Below are 13,871 nucleotides of genomic sequence, written 5' to 3'. Positions count from 1 at the left end.
ATACAGGGCAGGTGTTGCATGGAGAACTATGGCATAGCCGGCATCCGAAATGTGGCGCTGCTGTCTCACAGCGGCGCCGGAAAAACCACCCTGGCCGAAGCAGCGCTCTACAGCGCCGGGGCAATCAGCCGAATGGGGAAAGTCGATGACGGGACAACGGCGTCCGATTTCGATCCCGAGGGAGTGAAGCGAAAGATCAGTATAAGTCTTTCGCTTCTGCCTTTTATATGGCAAAAAACCAAGGTCAATCTGCTGGACGCGCCGGGTTACGCCGATTTTGCCGGGGAGGCAGCGGCGGCGGTTAGAGTCGCAGAGTCTGTGATCATACCGGTGGCGGCATCATCGGGCGTCGAAGTCGGCACTGAGACTGCCTGGGACCTGGCCGAGGGAGCCAAACTGCCGCGGTGCTTCGTAATCAACAAAATGGACCGCGAGAATATCAATTTCGACAACGTCGTAAATTCTATCCAGGCCAAATTCGGCCATAAGTGCCTGCCGGTAAACATCCCGGTAGGCTCGTTCAAGGATTTCAAGGGCGTGGTCAATCTGATAAATATGAAATCCTACAACGGGGCTCATCCGGCTGTTGAAGCGCCCATGCCGGAAGGCAGCGAGGCGCCGGCCGCGGATTATCGTAGTAAACTTGTCGAGGCAATAGCCGAGCAGGACGACACCCTGATCGAAGAATTTCTGAACGGGCAGGAACTCACCCCGGAGGAAGTGGTCAACGGGTTAAAGAAAGCCGTCGCCGCCGGTGAGATCGTTCCCATCCTGTGCGCCTCGGCGCTCACCAATACCGGGATCGATCAACTGCTGGATTTTATCGTCAATTTCATGCCTTCGCCTGAAAATCGCGAAGTCGCCCTGGCCGGCGGCGGGACATTAAAATCTTCCGAATCCGGATCGTTGGAAGCACTAATCTTTAAGACGACCGCAGACCCGTACGTGGGCAAGCTGACCTTCTTCCGCGTGTTCCGGGGCGCTCTGGTGAGTAATTCACATGTGTGGAATGCCACCAGGAACGCCGATGAAAGAATCGGGCAACTGTACGTCATGCGGGGTAAGAACCAGGAACCGGTGGCTCAACTGGGCGCCGGGGATATTGGCGCCGTGGCTAAGTGCGCCATTACTTTCACCAACGACACGTTAGCCATGCATGATTCCCCGCTGGTGATCGCTCCCATCGTGTTCCCGACGCCCACCTTCGCTGTGGCCGCTCACCCCAAGTCTAAGGCTGACGTAGACAAACTGGGACAGGCCATTGCCAAGATCCTCGAAGAGGACCCGACTCTTCAGAGCCATCGGGATGCGGACACCTCTGAAACGATCCTGGTGGGATTAGGCGACACCCAATTGGACGTCATGGCGGAAAAAATGGCGCGCAAGTACGGCGTTGCCGTCGATTTGAAGCCGCCGAGAGTACCTTACAAGGAAACCATCACAAGTTCAGCCCGGGCGGAGTACCGCCACAAAAAGCAGACCGGCGGCCACGGTCAATTCGGGCATGTCGTGCTTGAGGTGGAGGCGCTACCCGCGGGTTCCGGCGTGGAATTCGTGGACAAGGTGGTCGGCGGCGCCGTTCCGCGCAACTACATCCCCGCCGTCGAAAAAGGCATCAAGGAAGCGGTGCAGGAAGGCGGTTCGCTGGGCTTCCCGATCGTCGATCTCCGGGCTACCCTGTGCGACGGCAGCTTCCACCCGGTCGACTCTTCCGAAATCTGCTTCAAGATCGCCGGGGCCGGCGCCTTGAAGAAGGGTATGGAAGCCTCAGGGCCGGTGCTGCTGGAACCTATGGTCACGATGCGTATTTCCGTGCCTTCGAGCGTCGTGGGCGACATCATCGGAGATCTCAATACCAAGCGCGCCCAGGTCCAGGGGCTTAATCCCGAGGGCGAAAAGACGCTCATCGATGCGATGGCGCCTTTAGCCGAAGTTCAGCGCTACGCCATTGACCTGAAGAGCCTGACCCACGGCAGGGGGCATTTCACCATGAAGTTCGACCACTACCAGCAGGTGCCGTCACACCTGACCCAGAAACTGGTGGCGGACAGGGCTGCTGAGGTGGCGGCGGCTCAAGCCGCACATTAACCCCAAGTACGAAACCCGAATATCGAAATCCGAAACAAATCCGAATTTCGAAATACCAAATTCAAAAGGGAGGGGCGAAAGCCCCTCCCTCGTTGTTAATTCCTTCGGACCCGACTTACGCTTTGACGGCGTGAATGGCGGTGGCTTTGAAGCTTGCGCAAACCATTTGTCCGATGGCCAGTTTCAGATCTTCAGCTGATTGACGCGTTACCACCGCCAGCAGTTTGAATCCGGAATCAATCTCTAATCGAACCAGAGGACCAATGATGCTCAAATGCGAAATTGAACCCTCGACACGGTTACGGGCGCTGGAACACGGATTTTCCATGGTGGCGATTGTGATATCCTCAGGGCGGATGAATAAATTCACCCTGGTGCCATTTTCAAAGGTACCGCTTCCCTGTAACTTTCGCCCCTCGATCTCCGCGGTGAAAAGTCCATCCTCGTTATCTGAGACCGTACCGGTGAGTATATTTCCGATGCCGATGAACTCGGCAACCTCACGGCTAACCGGTGCCATGAATATATCCGCGCTTTTACCGATCTGAAGCAACCTGCCTTTCATGATCACACCGATGCGATCCGCAAGCCGCTGCCCTTGAGACAGGTCGTGAGTCGCCATGACCACAGTCAGATTGCGCCGGTGGATAATGTCGGCGACCAGGGTTTCCACCATCGTCGTCGAATTTGGGTCGAGATTGGCGGTCGGCTCATCGAGGAACATGACCTCTGGATCGGTGACCAGGGCTCGAGCCAGGGCCACCCTCTGGGTCTCGCCGCCGGAGAGCGTTTTAGCCTGGCGCGATTCGAAACCGTCAAGATTAACCAGATGAAGCGCTTCGGTGACACGTTCTCCAATGATCTGCTTATCAGCTCCACGCCATCGCAATGGCTGGGCAATATTGTCAAATACGCTGGTAGAAAATACCAAAGGTTTTTGATGGACGAAAGACATTTTCCGTCTCAGTGACAATCGATTACTTTTATTCACCAATTCCCCGCCGACGCTGATCGAGCCTGAATATGGGGATTCCAGCAAATCGAGTAACCGGAGGATGGTGCTTTTACCGGCGCCGCTGGGACCGATCACGGCCACCGTCTCACCGGTTTCGATGGATAACGTGATACCTTTCAAAATTTCGCTGTCGCCATAATGGTGCCGTACGTCCCGGGCTTCGAGAATGTTCATATTTAGACCACTGGCCTCGTTTTAATGACGGCGCCGCGCTGTTGCAGCCAGGATAACACCAGGTTGATGAACAGAGCGATGGCAAGGAGAATGATGCCCATGGCCAGCGATAATTCAATATCGCCTTTGCTCGTCTCCAGTGAGATCGCGGTGGTGAGCACCCGTGTGAAACCACGGATGTTGCCGCCGACCATGAGTGCGAGGCCTACTTCCGAGATAGCTCTGCCAAAACCCAGGATGAAAGCCGTGAAGATGGCATATCGGGCTTCCTTGACCATAAGAATGCTCATTTGCCACCGGTTGGCGCCAAGAGCAATAGCGGTTTCTTTAGCGAGGCGATCTATGCCAGCGAGCGCCGAGATCACCAGACCAAGCATAAGCGGTGTTACCAGCAAAGCCTGGCCGATAATCATGATGGTCGGGGTGAACAACAACCCAAATTCACCTAGAGGTCCAGACCGGGAGAACAGCAGGAAGACAAACAAGCCAACAAGCACCGTGGGCAGGCTGAACAGGGTGTGGATGAAACTGATGAGCAACCGCTTGCCAGGGAAAGAACTGTGGAAGATAAGTGAGCCCAGTGGTAACGAAATAATGGCTGCGATGACGCTGGCGGTCGCTGAAATACTCAGCGACCGCCAAGCGGCTTCCTTTACATCCTGGTCGGCCGTTAGGATCAATTCGACCGCCCGTTGAAGACCCAGCCAAATTTCTTCCAACGTATATCCTAACCGGTCGGTTCATTACCGGCGCAGGGCGTGAACAGCGGCGTGCCGAAGTCCTTGACACCATAATCGCCGATAATTTTTTGAATTGCTGGTGACATCAACCACTCTGCCATTTTTGTAGCCATAGCACTGTTGGTGACTGCCACTTTAGCAGGATTTACGGGGATGGCGGCATAGACATTCAGCAATATCGAGCCCTTGTCGACGATTGACGTTAAACCGGTCTGGCTTTTATACGCAAGGAAAGTCCCAACATCAGAAAGCGTATAGGCCTGTTTTTGGGCAGCTAGTTGGAGGGTAGGCCCCATACCCTGGCCAGCTTCAACATACCATGCGCCGGAGTTACGAATATCGGTGTAGTTGAATCCGGCAGCTTTCCAGATTGCCTGCTCCTTGGAATGGGTGCCGGAACTGTCACCTCGGGAAACAAATGGCGTTGTCTTGGAGGCGGCCAGTTTTTTGAAGGCTTCCTCAGCGGAGAGACCCTTGAGGCCCAGGGGATCTGAGGCGGGTCCCACGATGACGAAATAGTTATAAGCGAAGGCACTGCGGGTTGTGCCGTAACCGTCGGCGATAAATGTCAGTTCGCGCGCCTTGTCATGTACGGTGATGATATCGACATCGCCGCGCTGACCGTACTGGATGGCGATACCGGTATTCGCGTAGAGAACGTCAACCTCGACACCGTATTCCTTCTCGAACATGGGTTCAAGGAGCGCCCAAAGGCCGGTGTCATACAGCGAACTGGTGGTGGCCACTTTCAGCCGGGAAGCTGGCTTCAATACACCCACGCCCTGGTCGGTCGTAGTCGGGGTGGAGGTCGTCCCGGGGGTGTTGGAGCAGCCCGCTATCGAGCCCAGGACCAGAACCGCGGACAAAACGAAACCCGAAATCCGCAACCATCTATTCTTCTTCAAATTTCTCACCTCAAAAGTAATATTCGGACAAAAAAGAAAAGCACCTCTTTTTGTCAGGGAGGTGCGCGGACAACCGAGAATCCGGTCATTGCTTTCTCTCCTTTCCAAACCGCGGGAGGCGGTGCCGTTTCCGGCGCTACCCTTGGGGCGGTTGCCCGCCCGCTGGCCTTTCAACCATGTCGTGAGATTTAGGTTGCCAGGCTCGGAGACAGATATTTCACTGGTATGATATTAACATACGGTACTAGTACCGTCAATATGGATTACAAAAATTAATTAAAGGTTCAAAAATAGGTCAAGATAAAACCGGATGTCCTTAACCGCCAGTCAATTCCTTTATTTTAACCGTCAACGCCGGGACTACCTTTTTCCAGTCGCCAGTGACACCGTAGGTCGCTGCCTTGAAAATGTTGGCTTCGGCGTCTTTATTGATAGCCACGATGGTTTTACTGCCCGTCACTCCGGAGACATGCTGTGAGGAACCGGAGATGCCCACAGCGATATAGAGATCCGGTGAAATAATCTTGCCCGTGATGCCGATCTGGCCGGTTTCGGGCCACCAGCCCTGGTCGCAGGGGGGACGGGAAGCGCCGACAACCCCGCCGAGGAGATCAGCAAGTTGTTTCAGCTGGGTAAACCCCTCCGGCCCACCCAGACCGCGCCCTCCGCCGACGACGACCTTGGCTTCTTCTATCCTGGGTCCCTGCTGTTGAACGGCGACATGCTCGATAACGCGGATATTAGCCGGAGACTCAGCGGCCAGTTCGATGGTCTCGGCCGTCTGGTTCCCACCTGAGGCAGCCGGGGCAAAAACCTTGGGACGAATGGAAATGATTTGGGGTTCGGTATCGATAGTGAAATCCGCCATGGCGTTGCCGCCATAGACAGGGCGGGTGATAATTAACTGTCCATTGTCATTCCGCAGGGCGACGACGCCGGTGACAGCCGCGGTGCCAAGCTTGGAAGCCAATTGCGGGGCGATATCGGCCCCCAGATCGCTCTCAGCCATCAAAATGACGGCAGCCCTTGACTCAGCGGCCGCCTTTCCGATGAAAGATACGGCGAGTTGCGGGGTCAGGTCCCGGGGTTCGGCGAGGAATACTACGGACGCGCCGAGGTTTGCCAGGGAAAGAACGGCAGATTTAACCCCATTGCCGATGGCGACAACACTGACCCTGGAATCGGCCGAGATTGTCCTGGCGGCGGTGAACAGTTCGGTGGAAACCGGCGACAGCGCCCCGTCTTTAACCTCGGCGATAATCAATATGTCCATTGAATTTCATCCTCTCGTTTAATCCCTCAACCACGGCGGTCGTGGACAATGCGAAATCAAATCAGTTTTAGTTCGCGGAGTTTGAGTGCCAGGTTGATTCCCTGTTCCTCCGGCGTGGCGCCGGGGATAAGTTCACAGCTGGCTTCGCGCTGGGGCTGATAGAGCCTGACGAGTTTTACCTTTCGACCGGGCGCCGCGCCGAGATCGGCGGCTTTCCAGTAGACCGGTTCCTTCTTCTTGGCAGCCAGGACGCCCTTGATGTTGGGCAAACGCAATTTACCGATTTCCGAGGAAACGGTGATGACCGCCGGAATCGCTGATTCGATTACATCATAACCGTCGGAAACGACGCGCTCGACGCGGAGTTTGCCCCCGGAGAACTCCACTTTTCTTGCGTGAGACACGGCCGGGGCGTTCAAGCTGCCTGCCAGCAGCAAGCCGGTCTGCCCGGCGTCCCAATCGGCCGCGGCGCGGCCTGTCAGAATGATATCGAACTTGACGATCTTCTTGACTGCTGACGCCATGACTCCGGCGGTCGCCGGGGCGTCAAGGTCGGCGTAAGCGGGGTCATCGATCAGGATGAGTTCATCTGCGCCGAGCGCCAGGGCCTTTTTCAGAAGTTCCTTGTTCAAATTGGCACCCAGGCTCAGCACCTTGATGACGCTGCCGGGGTTGGCGTCTTTCAACCTTAAGGCAGCCTCAAGGGCGTGCTCCGAATACGGGTCGATGACCGGGGCGACGCCGGCCGGAGGAACAACCTTATTCGTCGCGGCATCAATTTTGAAGCTGGCGGGGGGAATTTCTGGATCGGGGATCTGCTTGACCAGGACGATAATATCCAAGGCGAATCTCCTCGGTTAATCATTGAACGATTGCTCAATGGCGCGGTTAATTTAGCACCGGCGGCGGGTAGGGGTCAAATACTATGCCCGCTGTTCATCCTTCGACAGGCTCAGGACGAACGGAGGGTTAAGCGGGTAACCGAGACACGATCTAGCGGGACGAAGTCTCGGAGAACCTGAGTCTGGCTGCCCGGTAGAGAGGCATCGAGTATAAACTTTACCGCGGCGCCCTGCCCGGTGCCGAATTCCAGTAACAGCCACTCTGGTTTATCTTCTCGCGACGCGATTTGCCGGACCAGTCGGCGGATGACATCCAGCCCGTCCGGTCCGCCGTCCAGGGCGAGTTGCGGCTCAAAACCGTTGGTCTTTGCCTCGACGGTGGGGACATAGGGCAGGTTGGCGCAGAGGATGTCGAAATGATGATCGGAAACGGCGCCGAGCAGATCACTCTCGATGAATTCGATGTTGTCGAGGTCATTTTTCGACGCGTTGCGCTGCGCAAGGTCGATCGCGGTCGTGGAGATATCGAGGGCGATGATTTTGGATTGGGGCAGGTGCTTAGCCAGGGTAACGGCGACGGCGCCGGAGCCGCAGCCGATATCGGCGATGGTCGGGAAGGGATAGTTTCGGCCGATTTCGATGGCTTTTTCAACCATGACCTCGGTTTCAGGCCGGGGGATCAAGACCGCTGGGTTTACATAAAAATCCAGTCCGTAGAACTCGATATGTCCCGTCAGATATTGCAATGGCTCGCCCTCTCTGAGGCGGTCGACGAGATCAAGATAGGTTTTTGCCGATTCCGGGTCAATTTCCCGGTTCGCTTGAAGCAACAAATCGGTGCGGGACAGGCCGGTAACGTGGCGGAGCATGATCTCGGCATCGGAACGGGCAAGGGGCCCTTTTAGCCTCGCCGCGCCTGATTCAAGAGCCTGGCCGAGGTTCATATACCCGCGGATTGAAGCAGCCGCGCCTGTTCATCGGTCGCCAGCGCGTCGATGATATCATCCAGGTCGCCGTCCATGATCTTGGGCAGATTATGCTCCGAAAGGCCGATGCGGTGGTCAGTCAGGCGATCCTGGGGGAAGTTGTAGGTCCGGATCTTCTCAGACCGCTCCGCGGTGCCGACCTGCGACCGTCTGGTATCGATCATCTCGGCGTCTTTCTTTTCCTGCTCGATGGCCAGTAACCGCGCCCGCAGCACGTCCATCGCCTTCTGGCGGTTTCTGAGCTGGGAGCGTTCGTCCTGGCAGATGACCACCAGACCGGTGGGCAGGTGGGTAAGTCGGACTGCCGTGGCTACCTTGTTGACGTTTTGGCCGCCGGCGCCGCCGGAATGGAAGATGTCGGTCCGGATCTCATCGGGGTTGATTGAAATGTCCACTTCCTCGGCGACAGGCAGGACAGCCACCGTGGCCGTTGAGGTATGGATGCGGCCGGCGGCTTCGGTGGTCGGCACGCGCTGGACCCGGTGCACGCCGCTTTCGAATTTGAGGCGGGAATAAACGTCCTCGCCGTCGACCTCGAAGATGACCTCTTTGAAGACGCCGGCAGACGATTCGGTAAGATCGATAACATCGACCTTCCATCCCTTGGATTCGGCATACCGGGTGTACATGTGGAAGAGGTCGGCGGCAAAAAGCTTGGCTTCGTCGCCGCCGGTGCCGGCGCGGATCTCCATGATGATGTTGCGGTCCGCGTTCGGGTCTTTCGGCAGCAAGGCTATCTTGAGTTCTTCGTAAAGGGCTTCTTTCTGTTCCTTGAGGCTGCGGTGTTCCTCCCGCGCCAAGTCCAGCATTTCTTCGTCCTGCTCTGTCTCGAGAAGGTGCTGGGTGTCATCGTAGGCTTTCTCGGTTCGCTGGTATTTCCGGTACAGGCCGACGATCTCTTCGAGGCCGGCGCGTTCCTTGGCCAGCCGGGTGAGCTGGGGGATGTCGGCGGCGACTTCGGGCGAGGCGATTGCCTGCTCGATCTCGTTGAACCGCCGCTCTATTTTTTCAAGTTGTTCTAGCATAATCTCAAATTATATCACGTACCGGCATGCCTTCTCACCTTCCCATGGCGGCTTCGATTGAAATAAGTACGCAAAAATGGGTATAATCTTTTTTTGCGCGGTGGGTATAGCCGAGTGGTTAAGGCGTCAGGTTGTGGCCCTGAAGACCGTGGGTTCGAATCCCACTACCCACCCCACTACTTTGAATAACCAAGATACAAGATACAATAAACCAAACCTATCAGAATTCAACAATAGACCGGCTGGTGCTTGTTTCTTGGTCAGTGTTTATTATCGTACAAGCGCCTGTAGCTCAGTGGATAGAGCATCGGTCTTCGAAACCGAGGGCCAAGGGTTCGAATCCCTTCAGGCGCGCCACTGAAATAAAGCTAAAAGCCCCCAAAGTCGGGGGCTTTTTGTTTACCATAAAGATTATGTCGTCTTTCTTGTCGTCTTTTTTGAAAACACTCGGTTAAGGCGGGGCCGGAAATTTTGGTTTTTACGTTCCAACCGGTAGAACCGCATAGAATCCCAGTGAATGTGTAGATACTTTTCGCAGAACTTCGAAACCGAGGGCCAAGGGTTCGAATCCCTTCAGGCGCGCCAACTACGTCTTCTTCCGCCCCCGATATTCAGGTGGCTCGCCTTGTCCACGCGGATTGTGTATCGTAACGAATGAAACCCCGGCCGCCCCGACGGCAAGCACCCCGGCGGTGCCCATGACCCATCGGAACGAGTAGACAAAAGAACTCTTCACCGCTGACTCGGCGGACATTCGAGCCTCGTTCCCGAAATCGGCCGGGATCACCACCGCTCCGACCTTCTCCGACTGGTCAAGTATCTCCTGCCGCTGCGAAGACGAAAGGCTGGTGTTATCTATGGCTTGTTCCAGCCTTGTTGAAAACACCGTCGCCATCACCGCGCCCAGCAAAGCCACCGCCAGCAGCGCCGCGATGCGCGCTACGGCGTTGTTCAGCCCGGAGGCGGCGCCGGAAGCGGTCTCGTTGACCGAAAGCGCGGATTTGGTTAAAGGCGCTATCACCGCCGACATCCCCAGGCCGATCAGGACAAGACCGGGGAAAAAGGTTATCCAGTAATTGGCTCGGACGCCTGATAAGGCCAGCAGCCCGATGCCGGATGCCACCACAAGCGGCCCGGCGATCATCTGGGTTCGCGGACCGATCCTGTCGGCCAGGCTGCCGAAAGCGCCTGACAACAGCATGATGATGAGCACTGAAGGCAGCAGGCTCAGTCCGGCGGTGGACGGCGAGAACCCCTGGACCTGTTGGAGGTTAAGCACGGTGAAATAGATCGTCCCGTTCAATGAAAAATACAGGAGCAGCGTTGCCAGGTTCGCCCCCGTCACCAGGGGCGACTTGAATAACGAAGGAGGCAGGATCGGCCGGGCGAACCGGCGGTCCAATACAGCGAAAAGTACGAGGAGCATCGCGCCGGCAACCATCGCCGCGATGATTGGGGGGTCGGTGAATCCCCAGACCGGAGCCTCAATAAGGGCGAAGGTGATGGCGGCCAGCCCCGCAAAAATGGAGATGGACAGCCACCAGTTTGGCGGACGTTCCGCCCTGGTGGGGTTTTCAGGAATGTACCTGCGTGACAGCCACAAGATGAGAAAGCAAAGCGGCAGCGGGATGAAAAATACCGCCCGCCAGGAAATCTGTGTCAGCAAACCTCCGATCCATGGCGCTCCCGCCGATACCGCCCCGGAAAGGCCTGCCCAAAGCCCGATGACCCGCCCGCGTTCCGAAGAAACAAAACTGGCATTGATAATGGCGAGGCTCTGAGGCACCATCAGCGCCGAACCGATTCCGGCTAATCCTTGGAAAGCGATCAAGAAACCGATATCAGGAGACGCCGATGACAGAGCTTCTCCGACAAAAAATATGATGACGCCGACGTTGAATATCCGTTTGCGTCCGAAATGATCGCCGAGTGCGCCTCCAATGAGAATGAGGGCTGACAACGACACCAAATACGCGCTGGCAACCCACTGGATGCCGGAAAGAGGGGCGTTGAAATAGGATTGGATTACCGGCAAGGCAACCCCGATGGCGGAACCGACGAGGAAGGTCATGCCGCTGGCGATGGTGGTCGTCGCCAGCAACCATCGCCCGGAATTTTCGGTGAGCTTGAACAGCCCGGAGGAAGAGGTGCCTGCCGGATTTTCTCCTGCCATGATACCAATGTACCAGAAACAGCCGGCTCGTCGAAAAACAGCCTTATGCGAAGAAGATGGGTCACAGAGTCAGACTGAGGGGTTCCCGGTGTTCCAAGGGGGCACACAGGGTTTTTATGACCACATGGTATTCTTAGTGGGGAACGTAAAAACTGAGGCGCGACGTTTGAAATATACCTACCGTCGTTTAACCGGGCTCGATTTACCTGAAATGAATGCCCTGCTGAAGGTATTTGGCGAAGCTTTCAAGGAGCCTGCGACCTACCAGGGGAATGCTCCGAGCGAAGCCTATCTGAAGAATCTCCTGGATAAAACGGAATTTATCGTTTTGGTGGCTTTCATTGGAGAGGAAGTGATCGGCGGTCTGGCCGCTTACGTATTGGAAAAATTCGAGCAGGAACGCAAGGAGATCTATATTTACGACCTGGCGGTTGCCGAACGCCACCGGAGGCGGGGAGTTGCCAAGTCGCTGATCACAAAATTGAAATCGATAGGCAGGGCAACCGGCGCTTACATTATTTTCGTCCAGGCGGACAAAATGGATACCGCGGCGATTCGACTCTACGAATCACTGGGCGAAGGCGAAGAGGTACTCAACTTCGATATACCCATGACATAGCGGACGGCGATACAGGCATCAAGCAACCCGGAAGCCATTTGTGTTAACATAATACATCATGTCGATGGTTCACGGTTTCCCTTATTCGTTGAGCTCCCCCGATGAGAAGCCCAAAGTCACCCGCGGTCTCTTAAAACGGGTAATGGGCTATGCCCGGCCTTACACCAGGCTGATCTTAGTGATGTTCGCTATCACTATTGTCGTTGCCGGCTTATCGCTGTTGATGCCCCTCATTCTGCGCCAGCTCATCGACGTTACCCTGAAGGAACGCAATCTCTCGCAATTGTGGTGGTTGGTAGCCGCTCTCGTTGCCCTGCCGTTAGCCACCAGCAGTCTGACTGTGCTTTTGCGCAGGATCAACGCCCGGGTGGGTGAGGGTGTGGTTTACGACCTTCGGGTGGCCCTGTTCTCCCACCTCCAGAGGATGGCGCTCAATTTTTTCACCAATACCAAAGTCGGTGAACTGATGAGCCGCCTCAATAACGATGTCGTCGGTGCGCAGAACGCCATCAGCAACACCATGGTCGGCATAGTATCCAGTTTCATCCAGACGGTGGCGCTTCTGATAGTCATGTTCAGCTTGGAGTGGCGGCTGACGCTTTTGTCCATCGTCATCCTGCCGCTCTTTTTAGTCGCCGCCAGAAACCTCGGCCGGCGTTTACAGAATATCGCCAGGGAACAGCTGGACTTCAATGCCAAGATGAACGCGGTCATGCACGAACTGCTGAATATCTCAGGCGCCCTTTTGGTGAAGCTTTTCGGCCGAGCCAAAACGGAAGATGAGAGGTTCAAGGAAAGGGCGGCGGCGGTGCGGGATTCTGGCGTGCGGCGCGCCGTTACCGGCATGCTTTTCTTCGCCAGCATCGGCCTGATCAGCGCCATCGGCGTGGCCCTGGTGTACGGACTGGGCGGCTATCTGGTGATTAAAGGCAGTCTGACCATCGGCACCATCGTGGCCATGGCGGCTTACCTGGGCAGCCTTTATTCAGCTTTACAAAACCTGACCAACGCCCCGGTGGACTTTGCCACTTCGATGGTCAGCTTTGAGAGAGTGTTCGAGGTGCTGGACCTGCCGCACGAGATTGCGGAAAAACCCCAGGCATTGTGTCTCCAGGACGTCCGGGGTGTTCTTGAACTCGACGACGTAAGCTTCAAGTACTCCCGGGCTGACAGGGGACTGTTGAAGGACGTCAAGCGGTTCGGCCAGATGCAGGACGTGGTGGCCGTCTTATCGGGCGGCGCCCAGACCGAAAAACCGGTCAACGGGGAAACCGAAAAGGCCCCGGCAACCCAGGCGCGCGAGCAAGTATTGGACCATATCTCTTTCCGCGCCGAACCGGGGCAACTGGTGGCCCTGGTCGGTCCCAGCGGCGCCGGAAAAACGACGCTCACCTACCTGATTCCCCGGCTTTACGATCCCACCGGCGGCCGGATATTGATCGACGGCCACGACCTGCGCGACGTCACCCTTGATTCTCTGGCTAACCAGATAGGCATGGTCACCCAGGAAACCTTCCTGTTCCACGACACCATCAGGGTCAACATGTTGTACGCCGATCCGGACGCCACTCAAGCCCAGGTCCAATCGGCGGCGAAGGCGGCCAACATCCACGACTTCATCATGGGTTTGCCCCAAGGATACGATACCGTAGTCGGTGAACGCGGCTACCGGCTTTCCGGCGGCGAGAAACAGCGCATCGCATTGGCGCGGGTCATTCTCAAGGATCCTCGCATCCTGGTCCTCGACGAGGCCACCAGTTCGCTGGACTCCGAATCCGAGGCCCTTATCCAGGAAGCATTAAAACGGGTGATGACCGGGCGGACCAGCATCGTCATCGCCCACCGCCTCTCGACCATCCTGGCGGCGGACCTCATCCTCGTTATGGACCGGGGGCAGATCATCGAGCGGGGAACGCATCAGGAGTTGCTGGCGCGCGGCGGACTCTACGCCCGCCTGTACGAAACCCAGTTCCACGGCAGCAAGGCCGGCCTCCCGGCCAACGGTTAATCCTGTTTTGCGCTCATCGCCGC

Annotated in this window: 11 protein-coding genes, 2 tRNA genes and 1 riboswitch; of the genes, 5 read left to right on the top strand and 8 right to left on the bottom strand. The window is 56.5% G+C overall.

Features of this window, described 5'->3' with window-relative positions:
• Positions 1-18: 18 nt before the first annotated feature.
• Positions 19-2,088 (top strand): elongation factor G, encoded by a 2,070-nt coding sequence (gene fusA / locus Dform_RS06625; RefSeq protein ID WP_076004319.1) that lies wholly within the window; start codon positions 19-21, stop codon positions 2,086-2,088.
• A 115-nt stretch (positions 2,089-2,203) separates the two neighbouring features.
• On the opposite strand, the gene Dform_RS06620 is transcribed toward fusA, so the two are convergent.
• The 7 genes from Dform_RS06620 to prfA form a co-directional block, all read right to left on the bottom strand.
• Positions 2,204-3,277, bottom strand: a complete 1,074-nt coding sequence (locus Dform_RS06620; protein WP_076004318.1) for an ABC transporter ATP-binding protein — start codon at positions 3,275-3,277, stop codon at positions 2,204-2,206.
• Between the two features lie 2 nt (positions 3,278-3,279).
• A complete protein-coding gene (locus tag Dform_RS06615; protein ID WP_076004317.1) occupies positions 3,280-3,996 on the bottom strand; it encodes an ABC transporter permease in 717 nt (238 codons plus the stop codon).
• A gap of 8 nt (positions 3,997-4,004) precedes the next feature.
• The gene (locus Dform_RS06610) at positions 4,005-4,922 is read right to left on the bottom strand and encodes an ABC transporter substrate-binding protein (protein WP_083635488.1); all 918 of its coding nucleotides are present in this window, start codon (positions 4,920-4,922) and stop codon (positions 4,005-4,007) included.
• Positions 4,923-5,003: 81 nt separating this feature from the next.
• Positions 5,004-5,142: riboswitch (molybdenum cofactor riboswitch) on the bottom strand.
• A gap of 96 nt (positions 5,143-5,238) precedes the next feature.
• On the bottom strand, positions 5,239-6,195 hold the full coding sequence (locus tag Dform_RS06605; RefSeq protein WP_083635382.1) for an electron transfer flavoprotein subunit alpha/FixB family protein: 957 nt from the start codon (positions 6,193-6,195) through the stop codon (positions 5,239-5,241).
• Positions 6,196-6,251: 56 nt separating this feature from the next.
• Positions 6,252-7,037: an electron transfer flavoprotein subunit beta/FixA family protein gene (locus Dform_RS06600; protein ID WP_076004316.1), complete on the bottom strand. Its 786-nt coding sequence runs from the start codon at positions 7,035-7,037 to the stop codon at positions 6,252-6,254.
• A 110-nt stretch (positions 7,038-7,147) separates the two neighbouring features.
• A complete protein-coding gene (prmC, locus tag Dform_RS06595) occupies positions 7,148-7,981 on the bottom strand; it encodes a peptide chain release factor N(5)-glutamine methyltransferase (RefSeq protein WP_076004315.1) in 834 nt (277 codons plus the stop codon).
• On the bottom strand, positions 7,978-9,048 hold the full coding sequence (prfA, locus tag Dform_RS06590) for a peptide chain release factor 1 (protein WP_076004314.1): 1,071 nt from the start codon (positions 9,046-9,048) through the stop codon (positions 7,978-7,980). The genes prmC and prfA overlap by 4 nt, the downstream gene beginning before the upstream one ends.
• Positions 9,049-9,148: 100 nt before the next feature.
• Here prfA and Dform_RS06585 point away from each other — a divergent pair.
• Positions 9,149-9,224, top strand: a tRNA-His gene (locus Dform_RS06585).
• Between the two features lie 105 nt (positions 9,225-9,329).
• A tRNA-Arg gene (locus Dform_RS06580) sits at positions 9,330-9,405 on the top strand.
• 229 nt (positions 9,406-9,634) lie between these two features.
• Here Dform_RS06580 and Dform_RS06575 read toward each other — a convergent pair.
• Positions 9,635-11,221 (bottom strand): MFS transporter, encoded by a 1,587-nt coding sequence (locus Dform_RS06575; protein WP_076004313.1) that lies wholly within the window; start codon positions 11,219-11,221, stop codon positions 9,635-9,637.
• A gap of 124 nt (positions 11,222-11,345) precedes the next feature.
• Between Dform_RS06575 and Dform_RS06570 the strand changes: the two genes are divergently transcribed.
• The gene (locus Dform_RS06570) at positions 11,346-11,840 is read left to right on the top strand and encodes an AAC(3)-I family aminoglycoside N-acetyltransferase (RefSeq protein ID WP_076004312.1); all 495 of its coding nucleotides are present in this window, start codon (positions 11,346-11,348) and stop codon (positions 11,838-11,840) included.
• Positions 11,841-11,898: 58 nt separating this feature from the next.
• A complete protein-coding gene (locus tag Dform_RS06565) occupies positions 11,899-13,848 on the top strand; it encodes an ABC transporter ATP-binding protein (RefSeq protein WP_076004311.1) in 1,950 nt (649 codons plus the stop codon).
• The last annotated feature ends 23 nt before the right edge of the window (positions 13,849-13,871 follow it).

Origin of the sequence: Dehalogenimonas formicexedens (genome assembly GCF_001953175.1) — a bacterium.
In the GTDB taxonomy this organism is placed as follows: Bacteria; Chloroflexota; Dehalococcoidia; order Dehalococcoidales; family Dehalococcoidaceae; genus Dehalogenimonas; species Dehalogenimonas formicexedens.
Note: the sequence above shows the minus strand (reverse complement) of the source record. Positions and strands in the feature narration are given on the sequence as shown.

Excerpts from the sequence above, each read along its gene's own strand:
- fusA (WP_076004319.1), top strand. The coding sequence starts at position 19 with ATGGAGAACTATGGCATAGCCGGCATCCGAAATGTGGCGCTGCTGTCT.
- Dform_RS06620 (WP_076004318.1), bottom strand. The coding sequence starts at position 3,277 with ATGAACATTCTCGAAGCCCGGGACGTACGGCACCATTATGGCGACAGC.
- Dform_RS06605 (WP_083635382.1), bottom strand. The coding sequence starts at position 6,195 with ATGGACATATTGATTATCGCCGAGGTTAAAGACGGGGCGCTGTCGCCG.
- prmC (WP_076004315.1), bottom strand. The coding sequence starts at position 7,981 with ATGAACCTCGGCCAGGCTCTTGAATCAGGCGCGGCGAGGCTAAAAGGG.
- prfA (WP_076004314.1), bottom strand. The coding sequence starts at position 9,048 with ATGCTAGAACAACTTGAAAAAATAGAGCGGCGGTTCAACGAGATCGAG.
- Dform_RS06575 (WP_076004313.1), bottom strand. The coding sequence starts at position 11,221 with ATGGCAGGAGAAAATCCGGCAGGCACCTCTTCCTCCGGGCTGTTCAAG.
- Dform_RS06570 (WP_076004312.1), top strand. The coding sequence starts at position 11,346 with ATGGTATTCTTAGTGGGGAACGTAAAAACTGAGGCGCGACGTTTGAAA.
- Dform_RS06565 (WP_076004311.1), top strand. The coding sequence starts at position 11,899 with ATGTCGATGGTTCACGGTTTCCCTTATTCGTTGAGCTCCCCCGATGAG.